This is a genomic window from Chryseobacterium sp. X308 (genome assembly GCF_020733145.1).
Taxonomy (GTDB): Bacteria; Bacteroidota; Bacteroidia; order Flavobacteriales; family Weeksellaceae; genus Chryseobacterium; species Chryseobacterium cupriresistens.
Genome location: NZ_JAJFZH010000002.1, coordinates 503449 through 525635, shown reverse-complemented (window position 1 = coordinate 525635; position 22187 = coordinate 503449). Strand labels below are relative to the sequence as shown.

At 37.1% G+C, this 22187-nt stretch carries 22 protein-coding genes; 12 read left to right on the top strand and 10 right to left on the bottom strand.

Features of this window, described 5'->3' with window-relative positions; genetic code table 11:
• Positions 1–332 precede the first annotated feature (332 nt).
• The 7 genes from LIV57_RS05325 to guaA all read left to right on the top strand — a co-directional run bounded on the left by LIV57_RS05325 (position 333) and on the right by guaA (position 8328).
• Positions 333–1061 carry a pirin family protein gene (locus tag LIV57_RS05325; protein ID WP_034696330.1) on the top strand — a complete coding sequence of 243 codons (729 nt, stop codon included), beginning with the start codon at positions 333–335 and terminating at the stop codon, positions 1059–1061.
• 37 nt (positions 1062–1098) lie between these two features.
• Positions 1099–1650 carry an NADPH-dependent FMN reductase gene (locus tag LIV57_RS05320; protein ID WP_062670816.1) on the top strand — a complete coding sequence of 184 codons (552 nt, stop codon included), beginning with the start codon at positions 1099–1101 and terminating at the stop codon, positions 1648–1650.
• Positions 1651–1939: 289 nt separating this feature from the next.
• A complete protein-coding gene (purM, locus tag LIV57_RS05315; protein WP_227941742.1) occupies positions 1940–2932 on the top strand; it encodes a phosphoribosylformylglycinamidine cyclo-ligase in 993 nt (330 codons plus the stop codon).
• 83 nt (positions 2933–3015) lie between these two features.
• A complete protein-coding gene (gene purN / locus LIV57_RS05310; protein WP_110009351.1) occupies positions 3016–3582 on the top strand; it encodes a phosphoribosylglycinamide formyltransferase in 567 nt (188 codons plus the stop codon).
• Positions 3583–3757: 175 nt separating this feature from the next.
• Positions 3758–5275 carry a bifunctional phosphoribosylaminoimidazolecarboxamide formyltransferase/IMP cyclohydrolase gene (gene purH / locus LIV57_RS05305; protein WP_202843950.1) on the top strand — a complete coding sequence of 506 codons (1518 nt, stop codon included), beginning with the start codon at positions 3758–3760 and terminating at the stop codon, positions 5273–5275.
• An 89-nt stretch (positions 5276–5364) separates the two neighbouring features.
• Complete coding sequence (purD, locus tag LIV57_RS05300; protein ID WP_137904208.1) at positions 5365–6603, top strand: phosphoribosylamine--glycine ligase; 1239 nt, start codon at positions 5365–5367, stop codon at positions 6601–6603.
• Between the two features lie 195 nt (positions 6604–6798).
• Entirely contained in the window at positions 6799–8328 is a 1530-nt protein-coding gene (gene guaA / locus LIV57_RS05295; RefSeq protein WP_227941741.1) for a glutamine-hydrolyzing GMP synthase, read from the top strand.
• 498 nt (positions 8329–8826) lie between these two features.
• On the opposite strand, the gene LIV57_RS05290 is transcribed toward guaA, so the two are convergent.
• The gene (locus LIV57_RS05290; protein ID WP_227941740.1) at positions 8827–9012 is read right to left on the bottom strand and encodes a hypothetical protein; all 186 of its coding nucleotides are present in this window, start codon (positions 9010–9012) and stop codon (positions 8827–8829) included.
• A gap of 90 nt (positions 9013–9102) precedes the next feature.
• Between LIV57_RS05290 and LIV57_RS05285 the strand changes: the two genes are divergently transcribed.
• A complete protein-coding gene (locus tag LIV57_RS05285; protein WP_227941739.1) occupies positions 9103–10605 on the top strand; it encodes a carbon-nitrogen hydrolase family protein in 1503 nt (500 codons plus the stop codon).
• 62 nt (positions 10606–10667) lie between these two features.
• On the opposite strand, the gene LIV57_RS05280 is transcribed toward LIV57_RS05285, so the two are convergent.
• Complete coding sequence (locus LIV57_RS05280) at positions 10668–11312, bottom strand: hypothetical protein (protein WP_227941738.1); 645 nt, start codon at positions 11310–11312, stop codon at positions 10668–10670.
• A gap of 151 nt (positions 11313–11463) precedes the next feature.
• A complete protein-coding gene (locus tag LIV57_RS05275; protein ID WP_202843929.1) occupies positions 11464–11628 on the bottom strand; it encodes a hypothetical protein in 165 nt (54 codons plus the stop codon).
• Between the two features lie 213 nt (positions 11629–11841).
• Between LIV57_RS05275 and LIV57_RS05270 the strand changes: the two genes are divergently transcribed.
• From LIV57_RS05270 to LIV57_RS05260, 3 genes are all read left to right on the top strand, one after another.
• Positions 11842–13488, top strand: coding sequence for an ABC1 kinase family protein (locus tag LIV57_RS05270; RefSeq protein WP_227941737.1), 1647 nt, complete (start codon positions 11842–11844; stop codon positions 13486–13488).
• A 100-nt stretch (positions 13489–13588) separates the two neighbouring features.
• On the top strand, positions 13589–14098 hold the full coding sequence (locus LIV57_RS05265; protein ID WP_227941736.1) for a hypothetical protein: 510 nt from the start codon (positions 13589–13591) through the stop codon (positions 14096–14098).
• 158 nt (positions 14099–14256) lie between these two features.
• Positions 14257–15609: a DEAD/DEAH box helicase gene (locus LIV57_RS05260; RefSeq protein WP_227941735.1), complete on the top strand. Its 1353-nt coding sequence runs from the start codon at positions 14257–14259 to the stop codon at positions 15607–15609.
• 45 nt (positions 15610–15654) lie between these two features.
• On the opposite strand, the gene LIV57_RS05255 is transcribed toward LIV57_RS05260, so the two are convergent.
• From LIV57_RS05255 to LIV57_RS05235, 5 genes are all read right to left on the bottom strand, one after another.
• Positions 15655–16125, bottom strand: a complete 471-nt coding sequence (locus LIV57_RS05255; RefSeq protein ID WP_227941734.1) for a hypothetical protein — start codon at positions 16123–16125, stop codon at positions 15655–15657.
• A gap of 2 nt (positions 16126–16127) precedes the next feature.
• The gene (locus LIV57_RS05250) at positions 16128–16784 is read right to left on the bottom strand and encodes a GDSL-type esterase/lipase family protein (protein WP_227941733.1); all 657 of its coding nucleotides are present in this window, start codon (positions 16782–16784) and stop codon (positions 16128–16130) included.
• 63 nt (positions 16785–16847) lie between these two features.
• Positions 16848–17309, bottom strand: coding sequence for a lipocalin family protein (locus LIV57_RS05245; protein ID WP_110009340.1), 462 nt, complete (start codon positions 17307–17309; stop codon positions 16848–16850).
• 251 nt (positions 17310–17560) lie between these two features.
• Positions 17561–18724, bottom strand: coding sequence for an iron-containing alcohol dehydrogenase (locus LIV57_RS05240; protein ID WP_227941732.1), 1164 nt, complete (start codon positions 18722–18724; stop codon positions 17561–17563).
• A 152-nt stretch (positions 18725–18876) separates the two neighbouring features.
• The gene (locus tag LIV57_RS05235; protein ID WP_227941731.1) at positions 18877–19278 is read right to left on the bottom strand and encodes a winged helix-turn-helix transcriptional regulator; all 402 of its coding nucleotides are present in this window, start codon (positions 19276–19278) and stop codon (positions 18877–18879) included.
• Between the two features lie 99 nt (positions 19279–19377).
• Between LIV57_RS05235 and lpdA the strand changes: the two genes are divergently transcribed.
• Positions 19378–20778, top strand: coding sequence for a dihydrolipoyl dehydrogenase (lpdA, locus tag LIV57_RS05230; RefSeq protein ID WP_227941730.1), 1401 nt, complete (start codon positions 19378–19380; stop codon positions 20776–20778).
• Between the two features lie 156 nt (positions 20779–20934).
• Here the strand turns inward: lpdA and LIV57_RS05225 are convergent, their stop codons facing one another.
• Together LIV57_RS05225 and LIV57_RS05220 are read right to left on the bottom strand one after the other, a co-directional pair.
• The gene (locus LIV57_RS05225) at positions 20935–21540 is read right to left on the bottom strand and encodes a hypothetical protein (RefSeq protein WP_227941729.1); all 606 of its coding nucleotides are present in this window, start codon (positions 21538–21540) and stop codon (positions 20935–20937) included.
• A 37-nt stretch (positions 21541–21577) separates the two neighbouring features.
• Positions 21578–21982 carry a hypothetical protein gene (locus LIV57_RS05220; RefSeq protein ID WP_227941728.1) on the bottom strand — a complete coding sequence of 135 codons (405 nt, stop codon included), beginning with the start codon at positions 21980–21982 and terminating at the stop codon, positions 21578–21580.
• Positions 21983–22187 lie beyond the last annotated feature (205 nt).

Genomic DNA, 22187 nt, shown 5'->3' with positions numbered 1-22187 from the left:
GAGCCAAAACTTAAAATCTATCCTTCGTATGCTTATTATTTTTTTTGATCTTAAGATTGCAATAATCTCCCGCAGATTTTCACAGATATCACAGATGCTTGCACTTGTTTAATCATTGGAAGAAAAAATATCCAGTATAAAATTTTATCCCAGATAAAATCCTTGCGCCCTAAAAACATATCAAATGCAAAAAATCGCGTCTTTGCGTAATCCAACCTAGCCTATATTTTCACTTTTTCACCATTTTTACTTCTCCAATTTCCTTTCTTAACCTACATCAACTTTTTAAACACCCACATCCCGTACATTTGTACCATAAATAATCACAGAAAATGAAAACAGTATATCATAAAGCAGATTCAAGAGGCCATGCCAACCACGGATGGTTAAATTCTTACCATACATTCAGTTTTGCCAACTATCAAAACAGAGATAGAACCAACTTCGGCGTTTTAAGAGTATTGAACGATGACACCGTTTCGCAGGGAATGGGCTTCGGGACACACCCGCACAGAGATATGGAAATTATATCCATTCCTTTGGAAGGAGATCTGGAACATAAAGACTCCATGGGAACCACAGCGGTGATCAGAAAAGGAGAAATCCAGGTGATGAGTGCCGGAACCGGTGTTATGCACAGCGAATACAATAAAAATAAAGATGAAGAAGTAAAATTCCTTCAGATCTGGGTGTTCCCAAAAGAACAGAATGTTGAACCGAGATACGATCAGAAAAGTATCAAAGAAGGAGAAAAAATCAATGGATTCCAACAGATCTTATCTCCCAATAAAAATGATGACGGAGTTTGGATTCATCAGGATGCATGGTTCAACTTGGCCAACTTTAAAAAAGGAAACGGTAAAAATTATATGCTCAACAAAAAAGGAAACGGAGTGTATGCGTTTGTTTTAAAAGGAAGCGCAAAAATCGGAGACCGTGTCCTGAATGAAAGAGACGGATTAGGAATCTGGGATACACAGAGCTTTAATATTGAAGCGGTAGAAGACACTGAAGTATTATTAATGGAAGTACCAATGGAATTACCGTCTTATCTTAAATAAAAAACTAAATTTGTAATCTTAAAAATAAACCTCACCTATGAAAATTTTAGCAATAGCAGGAAGTAATTCAGAAGTTTCAATGAACAAGCAGTTGGTAGCCTATGCATCAACGTTATTTGAAAATGCAGAAGTAGAAGTAATCGATTTAAACCCTTTCGAAATGCCTATCTATAAACACGAAAGAGAATTAGCAGGCGGTGTTCCACAGGAAGCTCATGATTTCGCAGCAAAAATTGACGGTGCTGATGTATTACTGGTTTCTTTGGGAGAGCACAACGGAACGTATTCTACAGCATTCAAAAATGTGTTCGACTGGGTATCCAGAATCAAAGACAGAACTGTCTGGAACGAAGTACCAATGCTATTGATGTCTACATCTCCGGGCGGTAGAGGTGGAGCAGGTGTTTTGGAAGCAGCATCAAAGCGTTTCCCTTTCCACGGAGGAAATGTGGTGGAAACATTTTCACTTCCTTTCTTTAATGATAACTTTGATAAAGCCGCTCAGAAAATTTCTAATGAAGAGAAAGACAGTGAGTTAAAAGAAAAAATTAAGAAGATTGCAGCCATTGAAACAATCCTTGAAAAATAGAATTTGAATATTCATTTAAAATTACTATTTTTGCAAAAAGAAAAGAGATGAAAATTCAGACCTCCTATAAACAATGTTTTTCTCATAAAGGGAAAGTTGTGGGCTCTGAAATTCTGAGATAAAATAACGGCCGATAATCTGAAAAGATTGTCGGCTTTTTTGTTTTCTAAAATCGAGTATAAAAGTAAATATATAATGTACCAATTGATCAATGTATCAATCTAACAATTCAATTTATTGTTACACTAATTAGATTATTACATTGTTAGATTATTATAAATTATTAGACATGAGCAACACTTACAAATCAGCAGGAGTAGACAAAGAAGAAGGATACAAAACGGTTGACAAGATCAAAAAAGCGGTCGGTGAAACCCACAATTCCAATGTACTGAACCACTTGGGAAGTTTTGGTGCTTTCTATGAAATCGGAGGATACAAAAATCCGGTTCTTGTATCAGGAACAGATGGAGTAGGAACAAAGCTGAAGGTAGCTTTAGATACTAAAAAATATGATTCTATCGGGGTAGATTGCTTCGCAATGTGTGCCAACGATATTCTTTGTCACGGAGCAAAACCTTTATTCTTCTTAGATTATCTGGCTTGTGGAAAGCTGGATTCAGAAATCGCTGCAGAAATCGTTTTAGGAATGGTTGCTGCTTGTAAGGATAACAACTGTGCACTGATTGGTGGTGAAACTGCTGAAATGCCAGGGATGTACCAGCCTGGAGATTATGATGTTGCAGGATTCTGTGTAGGAATCGTAGAAAAAGACCAGATCATTGACGGTTCTAAGATCAAAGCTGGAAACAAAATTATTGCATTACCAAGCTCAGGATTCCACTCAAACGGATTCTCCTTAGTAAGAAAAGTATTCCCGGATTTTGAAGAAGAGTTTGAAGGAAAACCATTATATGAAACACTTCTGGTTCCTACAAGACTATACTACAAAGATATTCATAAAGTACTGGAAGAAGTAAGAGTAGAAGGAATTGCCCACATCACAGGAGGTGGTCTTTACGAAAACGTTCCTAGAATTATTCCGGAAGGACTTTGTGCTTCTATCGACGAATCAAAAATCAGAATTCCTAGTGTAATGCTTGAGCTTGAAAAAAGAGGTGGAGTGGCACGTAAAGAAATGCACGGAACATTCAATATGGGTGTAGGAATGGTAATTGTTGTAGATGCTGAACATGCTGAAAAAGTATTACACCTTTTAGATGACGCTTACGAAATCGGAGAAATCACTGAAGGAGCAGAGAAAATTAATTTATCAATATAATAATATAACAATATAACAATGTACCGGTGTACCAATTAAATCATTGTTACATTGATAGACTGATACATTGTTACATTATTAATATGAAGAACATTGTTGTACTCGTATCCGGTTCAGGAACCAATCTGCAGAGAATCATTGATACTATCGATTCAGGAGAAATCCAGAATGCAAAAGTAACTTTGGTGGTAGCAGACAGAGAATGTTTCGGACTGGAAAGAGCAAAAAATCACAATATAGAAAACATACTCATTCCGAGAGGAAAGAACTTCAGCAGCGAATTGGCCAAAGTAATCCCTGAAAATACAGATCTGATTGTATTGGCAGGATTTTTATCCATCTTAAAATCTGAATTCTGTGAAAACTGGAATGGTAAAATAATCAATATTCACCCGGCTTTGCTTCCGAAATTCGGAGGAAAAGGAATGTGGGGAATGAACGTTCACAATGCAGTTATTGAAGCCAAAGAAGTAGAGAGTGGGGCAACTGTACATTTTGTGACACCAGGGATTGATGAAGGAGAAGCTATTCTTCAGAAGTCTTTCGAAGTAACCGCTGAGGATACTCCTGAAACCCTGGCTCAGAAAGTTCACCAGATTGAATATGAAATATTTCCGATAGCGATCAATAAGGTCCTGGGAAATGAATAAATATAACAATGTACCAGTGTACCAATTTACCAATGTTGAAGGTATTGTTACATTGCTGGACTGATACATTGTTACATTAATAAAAAGAAATCTAAGTAAAATAAAAGTAAGTTCGGAGGTGAAAGACCCGGACACAGTTTGAAATAGCTGTAAAAAGTAAAAAATTGAAAGTAAAATGAGTAAAAAGAGAGTTTTAATCAGTGTTTCTGACAAAAGTGGATTAATTGAATTCGCGCAGTTTTTGGAAGCTCAGAATTATGAGTTGATCTCTACAGGAGGAACGTTCAAACATTTGAAAGACGCTGGTTTAAATCCTATTCAGATTGATGAGGTTACCAATTTCCCTGAAATGTTGGATGGAAGAGTGAAAACTTTACACCCGAAAGTTCACGGTGGATTGCTGGCTGTTCGTAACAATGAAGAGCACATGAAAACCGTTCAGGAACACGGAATTGGTCTGATTGACATGGTGATCGTAAATCTTTATCCTTTCTTTGAAAATGTAAACAAAGACATTTCTTTACATGAGAAAGTAGAGTTTATCGATATCGGAGGTCCTTCAATGCTTCGTTCTGCAGCGAAAAACTTTGATTCTGTAACGGTAATCACTGATGTGGAAGACTATGCAGCAGTGAAAATTGAAATGGAGCAAAACGGTGATACATACATCGAAACCCGTAAAAAACTTGCAGGAAAAGTATTCAACCTTACCTCTGCGTATGATGCGGCTATTTCCAGAATGCTTTTAGATGAAGAATATCCTACTTACCTGAATGCTTCTTATAAAAAAGTAGCAGATCTAAGATATGGAGAGAATCCTCACCAGACAGCAGCTTACTACGTTTCTACTTTCGAAAACGGAGCAATGAAAGATTTCGAACAGCTTGGAGGTAAAGAACTTTCTTTCAACAATCTTCGTGATATGGACCTTTGCTGGAAAGTGGTAACGGAGTTCAAAGAAGAAATGGCTTGTTGTGCCGTAAAACACTCTACCCCTTGTGGCGTTGCGATCGGAACTTCAGCTTTGGAAACGTATCAGAAAACTTTCGAATGTGATCCGGTTTCCATCTTTGGCGGAATTGTTGCAATGAACTATACAATTGATGCAGCTACAGCTGAAGAATTAAATAAAACTTTCCTTGAAATTGTAATGGCTCCTGAATTTGATGAAGAAGCCCTAGAAATTTTAAGAAAAAAGAAAAACCTGAGAATCATCAAAATCGTAAACCCTGTTTCAGACAAACAGACCTGGGTGAAAGTAGACGGAGGTATCCTTGTTCAGGATAATGACCTTCACTTCTCAGATGATATCAAAGTGGTAACGGAAGTACAGCCTACAGAAGAACAGAAAAAAGCATTACTTTTCTCTCAGAGAGTAGTAAAATATGTGAAGTCAAATGCGATTGTAGTTTCCAACGGAATTCAGGCATTCGGAATCGGAGGCGGTCAGGTAAACAGAATCTGGGCAACTCAGCAGGCTATCGAAAGAGCAAAAGAAAAATTCTCCGGAGATCTGGTATTGGCTTCAGATGCATTTTTCCCTTTCCGCGATGTGGTAGATTTCTGCGCTCAGGAAGGTATCAAGGCGATTATTCAGCCGGGTGGAAGTGTAAAAGATCAGGATAGTATTGAGGCTGCCAACGAGCACAAAATCCCGATGATGTTTACAGGTGTCAGACACTTTTTCCACTAATTAAAATAGAATTAAAAAATAATTAGGGATTGTATTTTTAGCATTCAAAATTATATATTTGTAAAATAAGACTAGATAATAAATAAAGTATGAGAATATTAATCATAGGTGAAGGCGGTAGAGAATCTGCTTTAGCGGCAAAGCTTCAGAATGACCCAAGAATTTCTAAAATGTTTTTTGCCAACGGGAATGCTACTACCGATGTAATAGGGAAAAATGTTCATTTATCAGAAATCAAAGAACTTAGAGATTTCGCGATTAAAGAAAAAATTGATCTTACGATCGTAGGTCCTGAAGCTCCTCTTGTAGCGGGTATCAAGGACGAATTTAAAAAGCATGATCTTAAGGTTTTCGGGCCTACTCAGAAAGTAGCGAGCCTGGAAGGAAGTAAAGCTTTCTCTAAGAAATTTATGCAGACCTATGATATCAAAACAGCTAAGGCTGTCGTATTTGATTCATACAATGATGCTAAAGAATATGTGCAGACACAGCAGTATCCTTTGGTAATCAAAGCTAGTGGTTTAGCAGGCGGAAAAGGGGTGGTTATCTGTGACAACCTTGAAGAAGCTGAAGCTACAATCCACGATTTCATGATCAGAAGAATCTATGGTGATGCCGGTATTCGTTTAGTTATTGAAGAATATTTACAAGGTTTTGAAGCGTCTATTATTGCTTTCTCTAACGGGGAAAAATTATTCCCTTGTGTAGCGGCAAAAGATTATAAAAAAGCTGGAAACGGAGATACAGGACCTAACACAGGAGGTATGGGTTCAGTAGCGCCAAGTCCGGAATTTACTCAGGAGCACTATGCAGATTTTGAGAAAAACATCTTAGAACCTACTGTTAAAGGTCTTAAAGCTGAAGGTTTCGGATTTAAAGGAATCATCTTCTTCGGATTGATGGTAACGAAAAACGGAGCTTACCTTCTTGAATACAACATGAGATTCGGAGATCCTGAAACTCAGGTATTGATGGCATTAATGGAAAACAATCTTTTAGATGTAATCCAGGACTGTATGGAAGGGAAAGACATTGAGCTTAAGTTTAAAGACGAAAAAGCAGTTTGCCTTGTTATGTGTTCAGGAGGGTATCCGAGAAATATCGAAATAGGTTTCGAAATTACAGGAGAAGACAAACTGAAACATAGTAAACTTTTATATGCAGGAGCAGTCACGAAAGGTGATAAAGTGGTTTCCAATGGCGGTAGAGTACTGAACATTGTGGCTACAGGAGCTACCTACGAAGATGCCCGCAAAAAAGTTTACGAAGATGCAGCGCACGTACATTTCGATTACGGCTTCTACAGAGAAGACATCGGAAAGTTTTAATAAAAATCACGAAAAAAGATTTGGAGTCATTCCAAGTCTTTTTTTGTAAAACAGTTAATAATTAGAAGGTAGAAGCTAGAGGTTAGAAATTTAATTGCTGAAAGTGAAATTGGGAAATTATTTCCAGGCCAGAAGCCATTAGCCAGTGGCCATTAGCTCTATCATTTATCAATCATCATTTATCAATTATCAAAAATGAACAACGGTATTATTATTTTAGATTTCGGATCCCAGTACAACCAGCTTATCGGAAGAAGAATCCGTGAGATGGGTGTGTACTCTGAAATCTTGCCTTACAATACACCATTACAAGATATTTTAGCAAAACAGCCAAAAGGAATCATCCTTTCCGGTGGACCAAGTTCTGTAAATGCAGAAAATGCCCACCTGGTTGAAAAAGAATTATATGAGCAGGGAGTTCCTGTCTTAGGAATCTGTTACGGAATGCAGATGACAGCTCACCTTTTAGGAGGTAAAGTAAACAAAGGAGAAAAAGGAGAGTATGGTAAAGCCAACTTAGAGATCGTTAAAGAAAGCTCTTTATTAAAAGGAGTTACTCAGAACTCTGTTGTTTGGATGAGCCACTTTGATGAAGTAGGAGAATTACCTGCAGGTTTTGAATTAAATGCGAAATCAGGTGTAATTGCCTCTATCTCCAATGAAGATAAAAAAATCTTCTGCGTTCAGTTCCACCCGGAAGTTTCTCATACAGAAGAAGGAGGGAAAATGCTTGAAAATTTCGTTTTCAGCATCTGTAACTCAGAGAAAAACTGGAAACTGACTAACTATATTGAAAAAACAGTTGAGGAAATCCGCGAGAAAGTAGGTAACAACAAAGTGATCCTTGGTCTTTCCGGAGGAGTAGACTCTTCTGTAGCTGCTGTTTTGATCCACAAAGCCATCGGTGATCAGTTGACTTGTATTTTCGTAGATACGGGATTATTAAGAAAGGATGAAGGGAAGAAAGTAATGGATCAGTATGGAGAGCATTTCCATATGAACATTAAAATGGTGGATGCTAAAGAAAGATTCCTTTCAAAACTAGCCGGAGTAGACGATCCGGAAGCAAAGAGAAAGATCATCGGAAACGAATTCATCCACGTATTTGACGAAGAATCTCACAAAATTGAAGGTGCTAAGTTCTTAGCTCAGGGAACCATTTATCCTGACGTTATCGAAAGCCAGTCTGTCAACGGACCATCTGCAGTAATCAAGTCTCACCACAATGTGGGAGGACTTCCTGAAGATATGGAATTCGAGTTATTGGAGCCATTAAGAGAGCTTTTCAAGGACGAAGTAAGAAGAGTAGGAGAAGAATTGGGTATTCCTCATCATCTGGTATACAGACACCCTTTCCCAGGTCCTGGATTAGGAATCAGAGTATTGGGAGCTGTGGATGCTGAGAAAGTACGAATCCTTCAGGAAGCTGATGATATCTTCATCGAAGAATTATACAAAAATGATCTTTACGAAAAAGTATCTCAGGCATTTGTAGTCCTTCTTCCTGTAAAATCTGTAGGAGTAATGGGGGATGAAAGAACATATGAATACACTGCTGTAGTTCGTTCTGCCAATACCATCGATTTCATGACAGCAACATGGAGCAGACTTCCTTACGAGTTCCTGGATACCGTTTCCAGCAGAATCATCAACGAAGTAAGAGGAATCAACAGAGTAGCTTACGATATTTCAAGCAAACCGCCTGCAACGATTGAGTGGGAATAATTTTTGACTTGAATTTAAATATAAATCCTGCCCTTTTTGGGTGGGATTTTTTTGTTAAAACTGTTTCAATGAAGAAATGATCAGTAAAATATTTAAAGCAATTAACAAGCAATATATCAGCTTGAAGAGTATATGTTTATGGAAAATGACATAACTTGTTAACATAGTACCTATTAAATAAAGTAAATAAAACTTTTCGCTTCCTGAGGCTTTATTTCAGATGCTGAAAACAAGTTTAAATTATGCGAAACATGGGCTGATGTATCAGCATAAAAGATTCTTAAAGTAAAAATAATGGTACATCATGAATTAACAGGTCGCTCCTCCGGAGCTTTATTTTTATGGGAACTTCTTTTTTCTATTAACAGCAGATCCCGACGGGATCAAATCCAGCTCCACTAGGAGCTAACTGTTAATAGGACATATTTGTTTTAAAATTATAGCTCCGGAGGAGCGACCTGCTAATTAAGTTTTAGGTTAATCGGACAAGAATGATTTTTAATTTACATTGTAAAAGTAAAAATCTTCCGCAGAAAAAGCATTCAGGTTTTCCATAAAATCAAAATAAGCATTATAAATATCAGGATCTACAGTCAAATATGGATCAGTTACAGAAATAAAATCACAGTGTTTCCAATAATTATTTGAGTGAACTGCTGCTTGCAAAATTTCGGTGATATCCACTGTTAAATTTTGTATAAATAGTTGGGGAAGTACTTTTCTGTAAGGGTTGAAATAAAATATTTTCCCTAAATTTAAGTAAAATTACATCAAATGCAAATAGAAACAAGAAACCTGACCCTTCAGGATTATGATGAACTGGCGGAAACGATGAAAAGGGCCTACCCACAGATGTCGGAGTCTATATGGTCCAAAAAAAGTATTGATAAACTGACAAAAATATTCCCTAACGGACAAATTTGTATTACGGTTGACGGAAAACTCGCTGCTGTAGCGCTTTCCATTATCGTCAATTATGAAGAATTCGGGGACGACCATACCTATAGTGATATTACAGGAAATTATACATTCAATACCCATACTTCAACGGGGAATGTTCTCTACGGAATTGAAGTTTTTGTAGATCCTGAGTTTCGGGAACTACGTTTGGGAAGAAGATTGTACGATGCACGAAAAGAACTTTGTGAGTTATTAAACCTGAAATCGATTATTCTTGGAGGCAGAATCCCTAATTATCACAAATACAGCCACGAACTTTCTGCAAGAAATTATATCCGAAAAGTAAGAGATAAGGAGATCTATGATCCGGTATTGTCTTTCCAGCTTTCCAATAATTTTCTTCCGATAAAAATCCTGAAAAAATATCTTCCGGAAGATGAAGCTTCCAGAGAAAATGCAGTTCTTTTGCAGTGGAACAACATTTATTACAGCAGAAAGCCGAATACCATGCAGGACAGCATTATCCGTCTCGGATTGGTGCAATGGCAGATGAGGCATTTTAAAGATATTGAAGCTTTTTATGAACAGGTAGAATTCTTTGTAAACGTTATGGGAGATTACAAATCTGATTTTGTTCTTTTCCCGGAGCTGTTCAACACGCCTTTGCTGGCACCCTTTAATAATCTTTCCGAAAGGGACAGTATGATAGAGCTGGCGAAGCTGACAGAGAAAATCAAAGAAAAAATTTCAGAGCTGGCCATCAGTTACAACGTCAATATTATTTCGGGAAGCATGCCTGTTTTTGAAAATAATGAATTATACAACGTAAGCTATCTTCTTCACCGTGACGGACGTATGGATGAATACAGAAAAATTCATATTACTCCAAACGAAAAGAGATATTATGGAATGAAAGGCGGAAATGAAATCAAAGTTTTTGATACCGACTGCGGAAAAATAGGTCTTGTCATCTGCTATGACGTGGAATTTCCGGAGTTACCAAGAATTCTTGCCGATCAGGGGATGAAGATTCTGTTTGTTCCTTATCTTACAGACACTCAGAATGCCTACATGAGAGTACGCCACTGTGCCGCAGCAAGAGCCATTGAAAACGAATGCTACGTTGCCATTGCCGGTTGTGTAGGAAACCTTCCGAAGGTTAATAATATGGATATTCAGTTCGGACAGGCTGCCGTATTTACCCCTTCCGATTTTGCCTTCCCATCCAATGCCGTGAAAGGAGAAGCTACTCCAAACACCGAAATGACCCTGATTGTGGATGTAGACCTGAACCTCCTGAAAGATCTCCATCATAACGGTTCTGTTCAGGTTATGAAAGACCGAAGAAAAGACCTTTACGAAACTTATCTTAAATAATAAAACTTCGGGGCGGCTCCATAGGAGCCGCCCCGAAGTTTTAAGTATTAACACAAACTGAATTATCCTTTTTTAACAGAGTCCCTGATTAAATCCTGGTTATTTTTATACACCTCATATTGCTCAGGACTTAGTATCTTTTTAAAATCTTTGTCCAGTGTTTTAAAATCACTGATGATAACCTTTTTTGCCTTATTGCTGTCAGCATCTTCAGGACCTGCATTTTTCTTGTTAAGACGCTTTCCAAAGTCTTTCTGAACCTTCTGTACTCCTTTAAAGTTGATCTCATAGGCCTGCTCAACCTGTCTTTCGGTCAGATCCAGAATAGGGATCATAATCAATGTTCTGAAAAGAGCAATCTTTTCTGCCCTGTCTTGTTTTACAATTGCCATCTGCTCAGGAGTCAGGATCTGTTCCATTGCCTGATGACGTTGGGCAATGATGCTTACAAATTCGTCAGCAATAATTTTGTTGTTTTCAGGGCTGGTATTGTTACCGGCTTTGTTATCAAGAGCAATAAGTGCATCTGCTGTAGTATTATTGATCTCAGCAACTTTATTCACCTGTGATTCTGTAAGTCCTAAATAACTCATTTCTTTTGTGGCTACTTCGGCAATAGAATGAGCTGATGCTACCTGAGCTTTTATTTGTGTTGTAAACAGAACTGCTGATACAATAAGACCAGCTGAAATAATTTTTTTTAACATAGTGTTGTATTTAAATATTTATAAAATTTTTTTGTTCTTCCAGATGGAAATAATGTGCCAGAAATTGAGGTACGTAGGCATTTTTTAGGGTAAAAAAAATACCCGAAGAATATTTCTTCGGGTACTGTATAATTCTGTATAAAATTTGATCTTACATATACTGAGGGCATACTACAGCAGGACAGATCAGTCCAGGACATTTTGGTCTTCCGTCTGTAGGGCAGCATTGGTTTGAGCAGTTTCCGATAATAATTCCGTTTCCTGCAATTCCTTTTAATTGCTCTCTTGAAAGTTTGTTGTTGCGTAAATTTTTCATGTTCTAATACTTTTGATTTGTTTTAATTTTGTACGTTGTAAATATATTAATTTTTACAATATATGATGTGTTTTTATTGATATTGGTGTATTTTATTCTTTAAAATACTGATTATGTGTTGTTATTTTTAATTTTATTTGTTGGCGTTGTTGTCATAATTGTTTTCATAAAGGAACAATTTTTGGAGTAAATTGCACCTACTATTGATACACTATGTTTGATAAACCTCAAAGAAAACTGAAAAGATCCGCAAGACTGATTTCCGTACTCAGTAAATATGGATTCAAAGATCTTCTGGCCAGAATGAACGGAAATAAGCAGGAAGAAGCTTCGGGTCATTCAGATGAAATCATCTCAAAAGGAACCGTTTACGAAAGAATTAGACTAGCTCTTGAAGAGTTGGGGCCTACCTTTGTAAAATTGGGTCAGACATTCAGTAACAGGGAAGATTTATTGCCGCCGGAAATGATCCAGGAACTGCAGAAACTTCAGGACAAAGTGGAAACAGTAGATATGAATGTGGAAGAAGCGCTGGAAAGTGAATTCAATATTTCCGTCAAAGATTATTTCCGTGAAATTCAGAAAAAGCCTTTGGCTACAGCTTCCATTGCACAGGTTTACAAAGCTGTTCTGCTGGATGGCAGCCCGGTGATTTTAAAATTGAGAAAACCCGATGTACAGTCCGTCATTGAAGATGATTTACTGTTGATTAAAGATATTGAAAAACTGATATCCACTTATTCGGAGATAGGAGAAAAACTGAATCTGAAACAGGCCATTTCTACCTTTGAAAGATCTTTACTGGAAGAAGTTTCTTTGATCAATGAAAAAAACAATATCCAGCAGTTTCGTGTGAACTTTAAGAACAATAAAGAAACTTATGTTCCTAAAGTCTACGAAGAGTTTTCCAACAACAATATTCTTTGTATGGAATTTATTGATGGAATCAAAGTAACCGATAAATCTGTTCTTTTGGCCAATGATATTGATCCTGTAAAAGTTTCGGAAGAAGGACTAAGGCTTTTTGTATCGCAGATTTTAGATTATGGATTTTTCCATGCCGATCCTCATGCCGGAAATATTTTAGTAAGAAAAGATGGCAGAATTGTTTTCATTGATTTTGGAGCGGTAGGGAAAATTCAGCCAAACGATAAAGAAATTCTTGAAAATCTTATCGTAAGCTTTGTTGCCAAAAACTCTCATAAAATAGTCCGTTCACTCAAAAAGATGGCAATCAGCTATGAAATACCTGATGAAAGACGCTTTGAAAATGATGTGGAAGAAATTCTGAATTTTGTACACAGTTCATCATTACAGGACATTAATGTACAGGTGATCATCAATAAGATGAAAGACATTTTAAAAGACAACAGGCTTTATATGCCGGATTATTTCTATCTTTTATTCAAAGGAATCAGCCTGATAGAAGGAGTGGGAAGAAGCATTAATCCTGATCTTGATATTGTTAAAAGTCTTCATCCTTACACCAAAAAGATTTTTACCAAGAAAATCAGCCCTAAAAATCTTTTAAAAACAGGGATGGACCGTATGATGAATTTCACGGATAATGTAGATGAAATTCCGAAAGAACTTCGTTCCGTTCTTCAAAAACTGGATGAAAATAAATTCACTGTTTCCAGTGAAATCAAAAATATAGAGAAGACCAACCAGCTCATCAAATCCAGTGTCATCAATCTGATTCTGGCCATGGTTTTAGGTGCGAATATCATTGCCACGGCTATTGTTTTTTCTTCCGAATCCGGACCAAGAATCGGAGAACTGTCGTTAGTTGCCGTTTTAGGTTTTATTTTTTCAATTCTTTTAGTCATTATCCTTCTGCTAAGAGTAACCAGAAAATAAAAAGGAAGTTGGCTTTGAACCCGAAGAATGTATAAACGCTAATCCCGCACCTCGTAACCCGTAACCCGAATCCCGCCACCCCGTATTTAAACCAAAAACAATGAAAACACTTATTATAACATCCATCACCTTATTCAGCTCACTTTGTATGGCTCAACAAGGAAGTGAAGAAAAACTTCAGGGAGATTTTGACGGAAACGGAACAAAAGAATACGCTTACACAAAAGTCAGCGACTGTGGCGACGAATGTGAAGGGAAGTGTGAAACCACCATTTATTTCAGCGATAAAAATATACATCCGATCACTATTACTCCTGCAAACCAGGGAAGTCTGTATAACTTAGGAGATCTTAATGGTGACGGAAAAGACGAGATCGGCTTTTATCCCAATTGGTGCACCAGCTGCTGGCATCCGTTCTATGTGTATACTTTAAGTAAAACGGGTTGGAAGCCATTATTGCCTTCTATCTCAACCCATTGTAATCAGTGGGAAGAAGATCAGTTTCCTATTAAAAAAGATCCGAAAAAGAAAGGATACGTTATCGTTACCTCCAGTAAATGGGAAGATGATGATATTAAAATCAGTAGTAAAAGTGTAAAAGTGAATTGATTACAATCGCTTGAGGCTGGAAGAGGGAAGGAAATGACCTGTATTAATACATTGATCTGTTTCATTATGCATTCAAAAAATTAAAAGAACGTTTGATAATCTTCCAGCTTAAGACTTCGTGCTTCCATACTACAAAATTAAATACCTATCTTTGCAAAATGGAAAAACTCACTTTTGCGGATTTTGACCTTCCGGTTAAAATTCTCGATGTTTTAGCGGATCTGGAATTATTTGAACCTACTCCAATTCAGGAGAAGAGCTTAAAGCCTATACTTTCGGGAAGAGATGTAATGGGAATTGCGCAGACAGGAACCGGGAAAACATTAGCTTATCTTTTACCTGTTCTTAAAACATGGAAATACAGCAAGACAGGAAATCCAACTGTTTTGGTGCTTGTTCCTACAAGAGAACTGGTGGTACAGGTAACAGAAATCCTTGAAAAACTGACAGAAAATATTACGGCAAGAGTAATCGGAATATACGGTGGAAAAAATATCAATACTCAAAAACTATTGTTTAATGATGGCTGTGATATTCTGGTAGGAACACCGGGACGAGTGATGGATCTTTCCATAGACAACGCGATTTCTCTGAAAGAAGTTCAGAAGCTGATCATCGATGAGTTTGATGAGATGCTTAACCTTGGTTTCAGACCACAGCTTACTCACATTTTTGAAATGATGAAGGAGAAGAGACAGAATATTCTTTTCTCTGCAACCATGACGGAAGCGGTAGATGAAATGCTGGATGTTTATTTTGCCAATCCGATTGAAATTTCATTGGCTAAATCAGGAACACCACTTGAGAAAATCGAACAGATTGGTTACAAAGTAGAAAACTTTAATACCAAGATCAATTTACTGGAGCATTTGCTGAAAAATGATGCAGACATGTCCAAAGTATTGATCTTCAATAACAATAAAAGACATGCAGACCTTCTCTTTACTAAAATCGATGAGCTTTTCCCAGAACAGTTTGATGTGATTCATTCCAATAAATCGCAGAACTACAGACTGAAAGCGATGAAAAGGTTTGAGAATGAAGAGATCAGAGGTTTGATTACCACAGATGTCATGGCAAGAGGTCTGGATATCTCGAACATTACACACGTCATCAATTTTGAAACGCCTGATATTCCGGAGCAGTATATCCACAGAATCGGTAGAACAGGTAGAGCAGACAAAGAAGGGAAAGCTTTGGTTTTTGTAACAAAAAAAGAAGAACCTTTGCTTCTTGATATTGAGCTGTTGATGGATAAGGAATTGAAATTTAATGAATTCCCTGAGGAAGTTAAAATCAATCCTAAAAAGATTGCTGCCGAAGAAGATCAGGTAGTCATGAAAAATCCTGTACAGGTAAAACTGAACGAAGGAGGAGGAGCTTTCCACGAGAAAAAGGCTAAAAATACCAAAGAAAACTGGGGTGGTCCTTCCAAGAGAAAGGCACCTAAGAAGTTTGGAGCCAACAGAGCGCAACAGAAGGCAAAATCTAAATCGAAAAGAAAGAAATAAAATAAAAAAACGATTCCTGAAATTGGAATCGTTTTTTTTATGGATTTAGTTATCCTCATCATCTTCATCCAAAAAGTCTAGTTCATCGTCTCTTTGAATATAATCAGGTGATATGCCGGGAGGGTTGAATAGTCCCCACTCATCAACAATATAATGCTTGGGATTAAATCCGGCAACCCAGTCAATAAATAAAAGACGAAATTCTTCTATCATATTGCGGATAATCTTATAATATTTGGCATCAGAAAATCCTAAATATTCAAGCTGATGACCACTCACCATGATCTCACGTGCTGCTTTTCGGATTATAGCCGCATTTTCCATTTTAATATCATACAGCTTCACAGCTTCAGCACCTGAAATTTTAGCCTGAATTACCATGATATCTTCCAATAAATTAGATTTCAGATGTTGGAGATAGTCATTGTCTTCAGGAAAGAGGTCTGTAATGGTCTGCAATGTTTTGTAGATCTCTTCAGCCTTTTTATAAATAGGTAAATCACGGTGCTCTTTCATTTTTATTTCATATAAGGAGTGATCACCTTAGCCCAGATTTTATATCCTTCCGGCTTAAAATGAAGCATGTCTTCCACAAAAATATCTTTTCTTACATTTCCATTAGCATCTTCCATTGCTTTGGTAACATCAATAAATTCTGCGTTTGGTTCCTTTTTCATGAACGCAGCAATCTTTTTGTTGGCAACCTTCATCTGAGGCCAGATCACTTCTCGGCTCGGCGAATATTTGATGGAGATATAATCTACTTCAATATCAGGAAACCTCTCACGGATTTTTTTGTAAAAAGCTTTGAATCGGTCAACGACTACTTTGGCTTTTAGCTTATGATTATCTGCAAAATCATTTTCACCACAGTAAATGATGATCTGTTTGGGCTGATAAGGCGCTAAAAGGTCATTCGCAAAATCATTAAGATCTGTAAGTCTTGATCCTCCAAACCCTCTGTTGATGATTGTTTTACCAGGAAAATAATCTGCTACATCAGTCCATTTTGTGAATGATGAGCTTCCGATAAATAAAATAGCATCCTTTTGAGGCGGGCTTTGCTGGTCCAGCTTTTTAAATTCCTGGATGTCCTGCCAGAACATCGGTTTTTTCTCCTGAGAAAAAGCAATAGCAAAATACAGCAATAGAAATGCTGATAGAATCTTCTTCATTATATTCAGTTTTAAATTAGATATAAAAGTAATAAAAAACTCCCGATTAGCGGGAGTTATAATTTATCTTTTGTAGGTTACGTAAGGGACATCCGGTATTTTATCTCCATCCATATCAAAGATTCCTGACTGCTGGGCAAGTTTAAGATCTTTGGCTGTCAGAATATCAATTCTGTAGTTTACTGATCCTTCATCACCAAGTTTAATTCCAATGATTTTTGAATCGGCATCGTAGGTAAATGTTCCTTCAGTTTTTGGCGATGGGGTACAGTCTGCACCTTCTCCCGTATACGCTGTATAGCTTACATAATAATCTGTTCTGAAGAAAAGAGTATTTTTAGCTGCACATCCTGTTAAAGTTTCAGTATAAAGCACTGTTTTATTGTCTTTTCCGGAAATTACTTCCCTTTTAACTTCCTTCCAATCTCCCTTCATGATTTCCATATCATAAGCTTCGAGATTGTCATCTTTACAAGAAGTAAGTGCCAAGGCAGAAAAGGCAAATAAAAGTAGCTGTTTTTTCATTTTCACAAATTTAAGAATATGCTAAAATATAAATAAATTTGAAATATCTGTAATGAAATAGTGAATTTTTAAACGAATGTTTGTAAATTAAATAATTTTATAGAGGTTGCAATACGAGATGCGGCTTTCGGTTATCTATTTTCAACTTGAAAATGAATATAAACATTTTCGTTTTACTACAAACCCATTCACCCGAATCTCGAAATAGCGTAGCTCAAACCTCGTACCGCGAAACCCGTACCCCGAATCCCTTAATAGCTCATCTCTACAATCTTATAAGCATCCTGCGGAGTCAGTTTTTTATATTCTCCAAGGCCTAGCCACTTTCTGTCTGTAAAGGCTTTTTCAACCTTTTCAGCGGTTCCTTTAAAGTCCTCCGTATATTCGGAAAGCTTGGTTTTGATATGAAGACTGTGGAAAAATTCTTCCAGCTTTTTAATGCCCAGTTCAGCTTTTTCCTCTACACTTCCGTCTTTGATTCCCCAAACTCTTTCAGCGTACTGAGCCAGTTTTCCTTTTTTATCTTCAAAGTTGTAACGGTAATGAGAAGGAGCAATAATGGCCAGTGTTCTTGCATGATCAATTCCAAAATAAGCGGTCAGCTCATGTCCCATTGCATGTACGGCCCAGTCTGTAATAACTCCTTTCTGGATCAGTCCGTTTAACGCCATGGTACAGCACCACATAAAGTTTCCTGCAGCATCGTAGTTGAAATCATCAGCCAATACTTTTGGAGCAGTTTCCTGCAGGCTGATCAGGATGCTTTCTGCAATTCTTTCCTGAAGGTCGGCAGAAGAAGGAGCGGTCATATATTGTTCCAATACGTGAGTATAGGCATCTGTGATTCCGTTCACAATCTGATTTTTTGGAATAGATCTGATTACCTCCGGATCCAGTACAGAAAATTGCGGGAAAAGTCCCGGTCCTCCTGAAGATAATTTCTCATGGGTTTCCCTTCTGGAGATCACATACCCGGAATTCATTTCTGATCCCGTTGCAGGCAGTGTTAAAATACTTCCGAAAGGCATTCCTTCCCCTTCAAAAGTTCTTACCGATTTTCTCAGGATATCCCATGGCTCACCGTCATAATTGGCTGCTGCAGAAAGGAATTTTGTACCGTCAATGACAGATCCGCCACCTACAGCAAGAAGGTAAGTAATGTTTTTCTCTTTAATAAAGCTTAAAGCATTGATCAGAACTTCATATTCAGGGTTGGCAGGAACTCCGCCAAACTCGTATAATTCATGATCTTTTAAAGCCTCTTTTACCTGATCGTAAACACCATTGTTTTTGATGCTTCCGCCACCGTAAATCATTAATATTCTTGCGTCTTGAGGAATTTCTTTGGAAATTTTAGCGATTTCGCCTTTCCCGAAAAGTATTTTTGTTGGGTTTTTAAACTCGAAATTAAGCATTGTTCTATATTTATTTTAGTCAAATTTACGGAATGAAAAAAGAAAAGTAGGTTAATGAAATTTTAAAATTGCTATTATTCTATTTTATGAAAGCTATTGCTTTTAGCTTTTCCGATTCCTATTTCCGATTCTCTTGTAACATTTATTTATATCTAAGAAGAAAGAAAGGCCTTTGCTCTTTTTATAAAACCTTCCTTATCCTTTTTAATCTCGTCCAGCAATTTTTTCCGGTCATCAGGAATCGTAAGATACTGATCACCCCAAAGATTGATTTCAACGATTACGGGAATAAGGTCAATTCCTTTCTGAGTCAGAAAATAAAGAATTTTCAGCTTACTGTCCGGATGGTCTTTTTTATCAATGATTCCATTGTCCAATAGGTTTTGAAGTCTTGCAGCCAGAATATTCGTTGCAATTTTTTCATCAGCCTTAAGGAAGTCTCCGTAAGTGCATTCCTTTTTCAGCATGAGATCCCTTATGATCAACAGAGTCCATTTGTCTCCCCACATTTCAAGTGAGCAGCTGATGGGGCAGTCTGATCTTTTTTTACTCATTTTGTTAATTTAAAAATAATACTTGCAAATTGAAAGTGTTTGGTTTAAATTTGCTTTTGTTTTGCAAGTAAATTTAATCATAAAAAATTAATAAATCAAATGGATCATTATGACATTGCCGTAATCGGCTCAGGACCCGGCGGATATGTAGCGGCGATAAGAAGCGCCCAGCTGGGATATAAAACCGTGATTATCGAGAAATATGATACACTGGGAGGAACATGTACCAATGTGGGCTGTATTCCGACTAAAGCTTTATTGGACAGTACACATCATTATTCAGAAGCACAGCATCAATTCAATGAACATGGGATTAAGCTGGATCATATAGAACTGGACTTTTCTCAGATGTACAGAAGAAAAGCAGATGTAGTTTCAAAAAATACAGGTGGCCTGGATTTTTTAATGAGTAAAAATAATATTACAAGATTACAGGGAACGGCTGGATTTATCAATAATTCTACCATCAGAGTTGTAAACGGATCTGAAGTTAAAGAAATAACTGCCCGATATTATATCATTGCTACAGGTTCGAAACCATCCACTATTCCCGGAGTGGAAATTGATAAAAAAAGAATTATTACTTCCACAGAAGCATTGTCATTAAAGGAAAAACCTGAATCTATGATAATCATAGGCGGTGGAGTAATCGGGGTGGAAATGGCTTCTATTTTCAACCGCATCGGAACGAAAGTCACTATCCTTGAATATGCTGATTATCTGATCGCTGCTATGGACCATGAATTGGGGAAAAGCCTTCAGAAAATCCTGAAAAAAGGAGGAATTGATATCCGGCTTAATCATGCGGTGTATAAAACTGAGGATACCGGATCTGCTGCTAAAGTGTTTTTTAAAGATAACAACGGAACAGAAGGCGAGCTGGAAGCAGATTATGTATTGGTAGCGGTGGGAAGAAGTCCTTATATAAAAGGTCTTGATCTTGAAAATACTGATGTACAGCTGGATGAGAGAGGATTTATTAAAGTGGATGAAAACAGCCGGACTTCCGCATCCAATATCTATGCGATTGGTGATGTTATTGGTGGTGCAATGCTGGCTCACAAAGCTGAGGAAGAAGGTGTTTTTGTAGTTGAAACCATTAACGGGCAAAAACGACCGATTCACTATAACCGTATTCCTTCAGTGGTGTATACCTGGCCGGAAGTAGCTTCAGTAGGCTATACCGAAGAATATCTGAAACAAAATAATATCGCATATAATGTAGGGAAATTTCCATTTTCTGCCAGTGCAAGAGCCCGCGCTTCAATGGATATGGAAGGTTTTGCGAAAGTTTTGGTGGATCCGAAATATGGCGAAGTGCTGGGTGTTCACATCATTGGAGCCAGAGCTGCCGATTTGATTGCACAGGGGGTCATAGCTCAGGAATATGAAGTGACCGCCGAGGATATGTTCCGTATTTCCTATGCGCATCCAACCTATTCTGAAACATTGAAGGAAGCTTACCTGATTGCATCTGGGCAGGGAGCTATTAATATATAAGAAATTAAACCATTAAGGTTAATGAAGACAATAAGAATAATTAAGATCCATCTTTGATGGAAGATAAAGCGGATCGCTGAAAAATAGCTTAGCTATTCCTTAACTATCATTATCAACTTAAAAAATCTTAATGGTTTATTTGCGTTTTCAAAAGAACTACAACGAATTACAGTTTTCATCCTTCGCATACACGCCATTGCTTTTTGCCTCCAGCCTTCCGGTTTTTCTGTTGATTGTAACTAAAAAGGACTCTTTCACAGCCGGGCAGCCCTTAGACTGCATCAGATACATGGAGATATGACGGTTTTCAATTTTATATGATCCGCTAAAGCGATTGCTTGTATCCACAGAATACCCATACGTTTTAGCCAGTAAAATAGCCTCCGGAAGATTGTCTACTGTTCCGATAAAATCTCTCAACTGTTGTTCATTGGAAAAATAAACTGATCTTTCATTCTTACACGCCAGAATGTATGAAAAACAGTTGTTCCCGATACATTTCTGGAAAAAGCCTCTTTCTGGAACAGGTTCATTGATCGTCATAAAATCAGGAGCCTGGCTTTCATAGAGTACTGCTTTTTCATAATCCATATCATTGCTGAGAACACGCCAGTAAGCATACTCTTTATCAGGAATAATGAAAGGGTAGAGGTATTCTGCAGTATCAAGAATATCAGGAATTTTTTTATAATCATCGGGAACCTTGATCTGGCTGTAAAGCAGATTGGAGAGAATCAGGAAAAATGTGATGATTACTTTCATAGAGAGTGGGTTTCCGGTGCAAATGTAAGAAAGAGAATTATTCCAGTACAATTTTATAATATCCTTTTTCAGCAGTTACATCAATATCTATACCTGTAAAAGTCAGTTTATTGATCTGATAACCATCACAGCCTCCATTAAACTCCGATGACTGGATGGAAAAGTCAATATCTTTAATATTAGAATAAAATTTATAATTTTTTGTTCCGTTATAAGCACCTACATTTTCTAAAAGAACTCTGTCATCGGATGTTTTGGATAATTGTACACCAGCATTATTTTCATCCTGAATGGAATACGTTGTTAATGTTCCATTGGTGATAAGATTTTCATTATTGGAATTGACGAACTCAAAAATGACAGGTAATGGTGCATTGTAACAATCTTTTTCACAAGAGATGAACAGAAGGGTAATAAGTAAGAAAGTCAATATTTTTTTCATGGATGATGGTTAGTGTTAACAGTAAAGTTAATCAAAATTATATTAATCCTGAATGAGTAAAACGGATTTCTATGTTTTTATACCTGTACAATATTTCATGGTTAATCGTTCGTTTATTCTGAAAAGTACTTATAAATTTTAAATATATTTTTTGATTTTCGTCCTTAATTTTTGTCATTTGTCAATTAAATTAATTTGAAAATCG

Coding starts and splice junctions, on each gene's coding strand:
- LIV57_RS05270 (WP_227941737.1), top strand. CDS start 11,842: ATGTTTGATAAACCTCAAAGAAAACTGAAAAGATCCGCAAGACTGATT.
- LIV57_RS05265 (WP_227941736.1), top strand. CDS start 13,589: ATGAAAACACTTATTATAACATCCATCACCTTATTCAGCTCACTTTGT.
- purN (WP_110009351.1), top strand. CDS start 3,016: ATGAAGAACATTGTTGTACTCGTATCCGGTTCAGGAACCAATCTGCAG.
- LIV57_RS05320 (WP_062670816.1), top strand. CDS start 1,099: ATGAAAATTTTAGCAATAGCAGGAAGTAATTCAGAAGTTTCAATGAAC.
- purD (WP_137904208.1), top strand. CDS start 5,365: ATGAGAATATTAATCATAGGTGAAGGCGGTAGAGAATCTGCTTTAGCG.
- purH (WP_202843950.1), top strand. CDS start 3,758: ATGAGTAAAAAGAGAGTTTTAATCAGTGTTTCTGACAAAAGTGGATTA.
- LIV57_RS05240 (WP_227941732.1), bottom strand. CDS start 18,724: ATGCTTAATTTCGAGTTTAAAAACCCAACAAAAATACTTTTCGGGAAA.
- LIV57_RS05245 (WP_110009340.1), bottom strand. CDS start 17,309: ATGAAAAAACAGCTACTTTTATTTGCCTTTTCTGCCTTGGCACTTACT.
- LIV57_RS05225 (WP_227941729.1), bottom strand. CDS start 21,540: ATGAAAGTAATCATCACATTTTTCCTGATTCTCTCCAATCTGCTTTAC.
- purM (WP_227941742.1), top strand. CDS start 1,940: ATGAGCAACACTTACAAATCAGCAGGAGTAGACAAAGAAGAAGGATAC.
- LIV57_RS05220 (WP_227941728.1), bottom strand. CDS start 21,982: ATGAAAAAAATATTGACTTTCTTACTTATTACCCTTCTGTTCATCTCT.
- guaA (WP_227941741.1), top strand. CDS start 6,799: ATGAACAACGGTATTATTATTTTAGATTTCGGATCCCAGTACAACCAG.
- LIV57_RS05250 (WP_227941733.1), bottom strand. CDS start 16,784: ATGAAGAAGATTCTATCAGCATTTCTATTGCTGTATTTTGCTATTGCT.
- LIV57_RS05280 (WP_227941738.1), bottom strand. CDS start 11,312: ATGTTAAAAAAAATTATTTCAGCTGGTCTTATTGTATCAGCAGTTCTG.
- LIV57_RS05235 (WP_227941731.1), bottom strand. CDS start 19,278: ATGAGTAAAAAAAGATCAGACTGCCCCATCAGCTGCTCACTTGAAATG.
- LIV57_RS05260 (WP_227941735.1), top strand. CDS start 14,257: ATGGAAAAACTCACTTTTGCGGATTTTGACCTTCCGGTTAAAATTCTC.
- LIV57_RS05325 (WP_034696330.1), top strand. CDS start 333: ATGAAAACAGTATATCATAAAGCAGATTCAAGAGGCCATGCCAACCAC.
- LIV57_RS05255 (WP_227941734.1), bottom strand. CDS start 16,125: ATGAAAGAGCACCGTGATTTACCTATTTATAAAAAGGCTGAAGAGATC.
- LIV57_RS05285 (WP_227941739.1), top strand. CDS start 9,103: ATGCAAATAGAAACAAGAAACCTGACCCTTCAGGATTATGATGAACTG.
- lpdA (WP_227941730.1), top strand. CDS start 19,378: ATGGATCATTATGACATTGCCGTAATCGGCTCAGGACCCGGCGGATAT.
- LIV57_RS05275 (WP_202843929.1), bottom strand. CDS start 11,628: ATGAAAAATTTACGCAACAACAAACTTTCAAGAGAGCAATTAAAAGGA.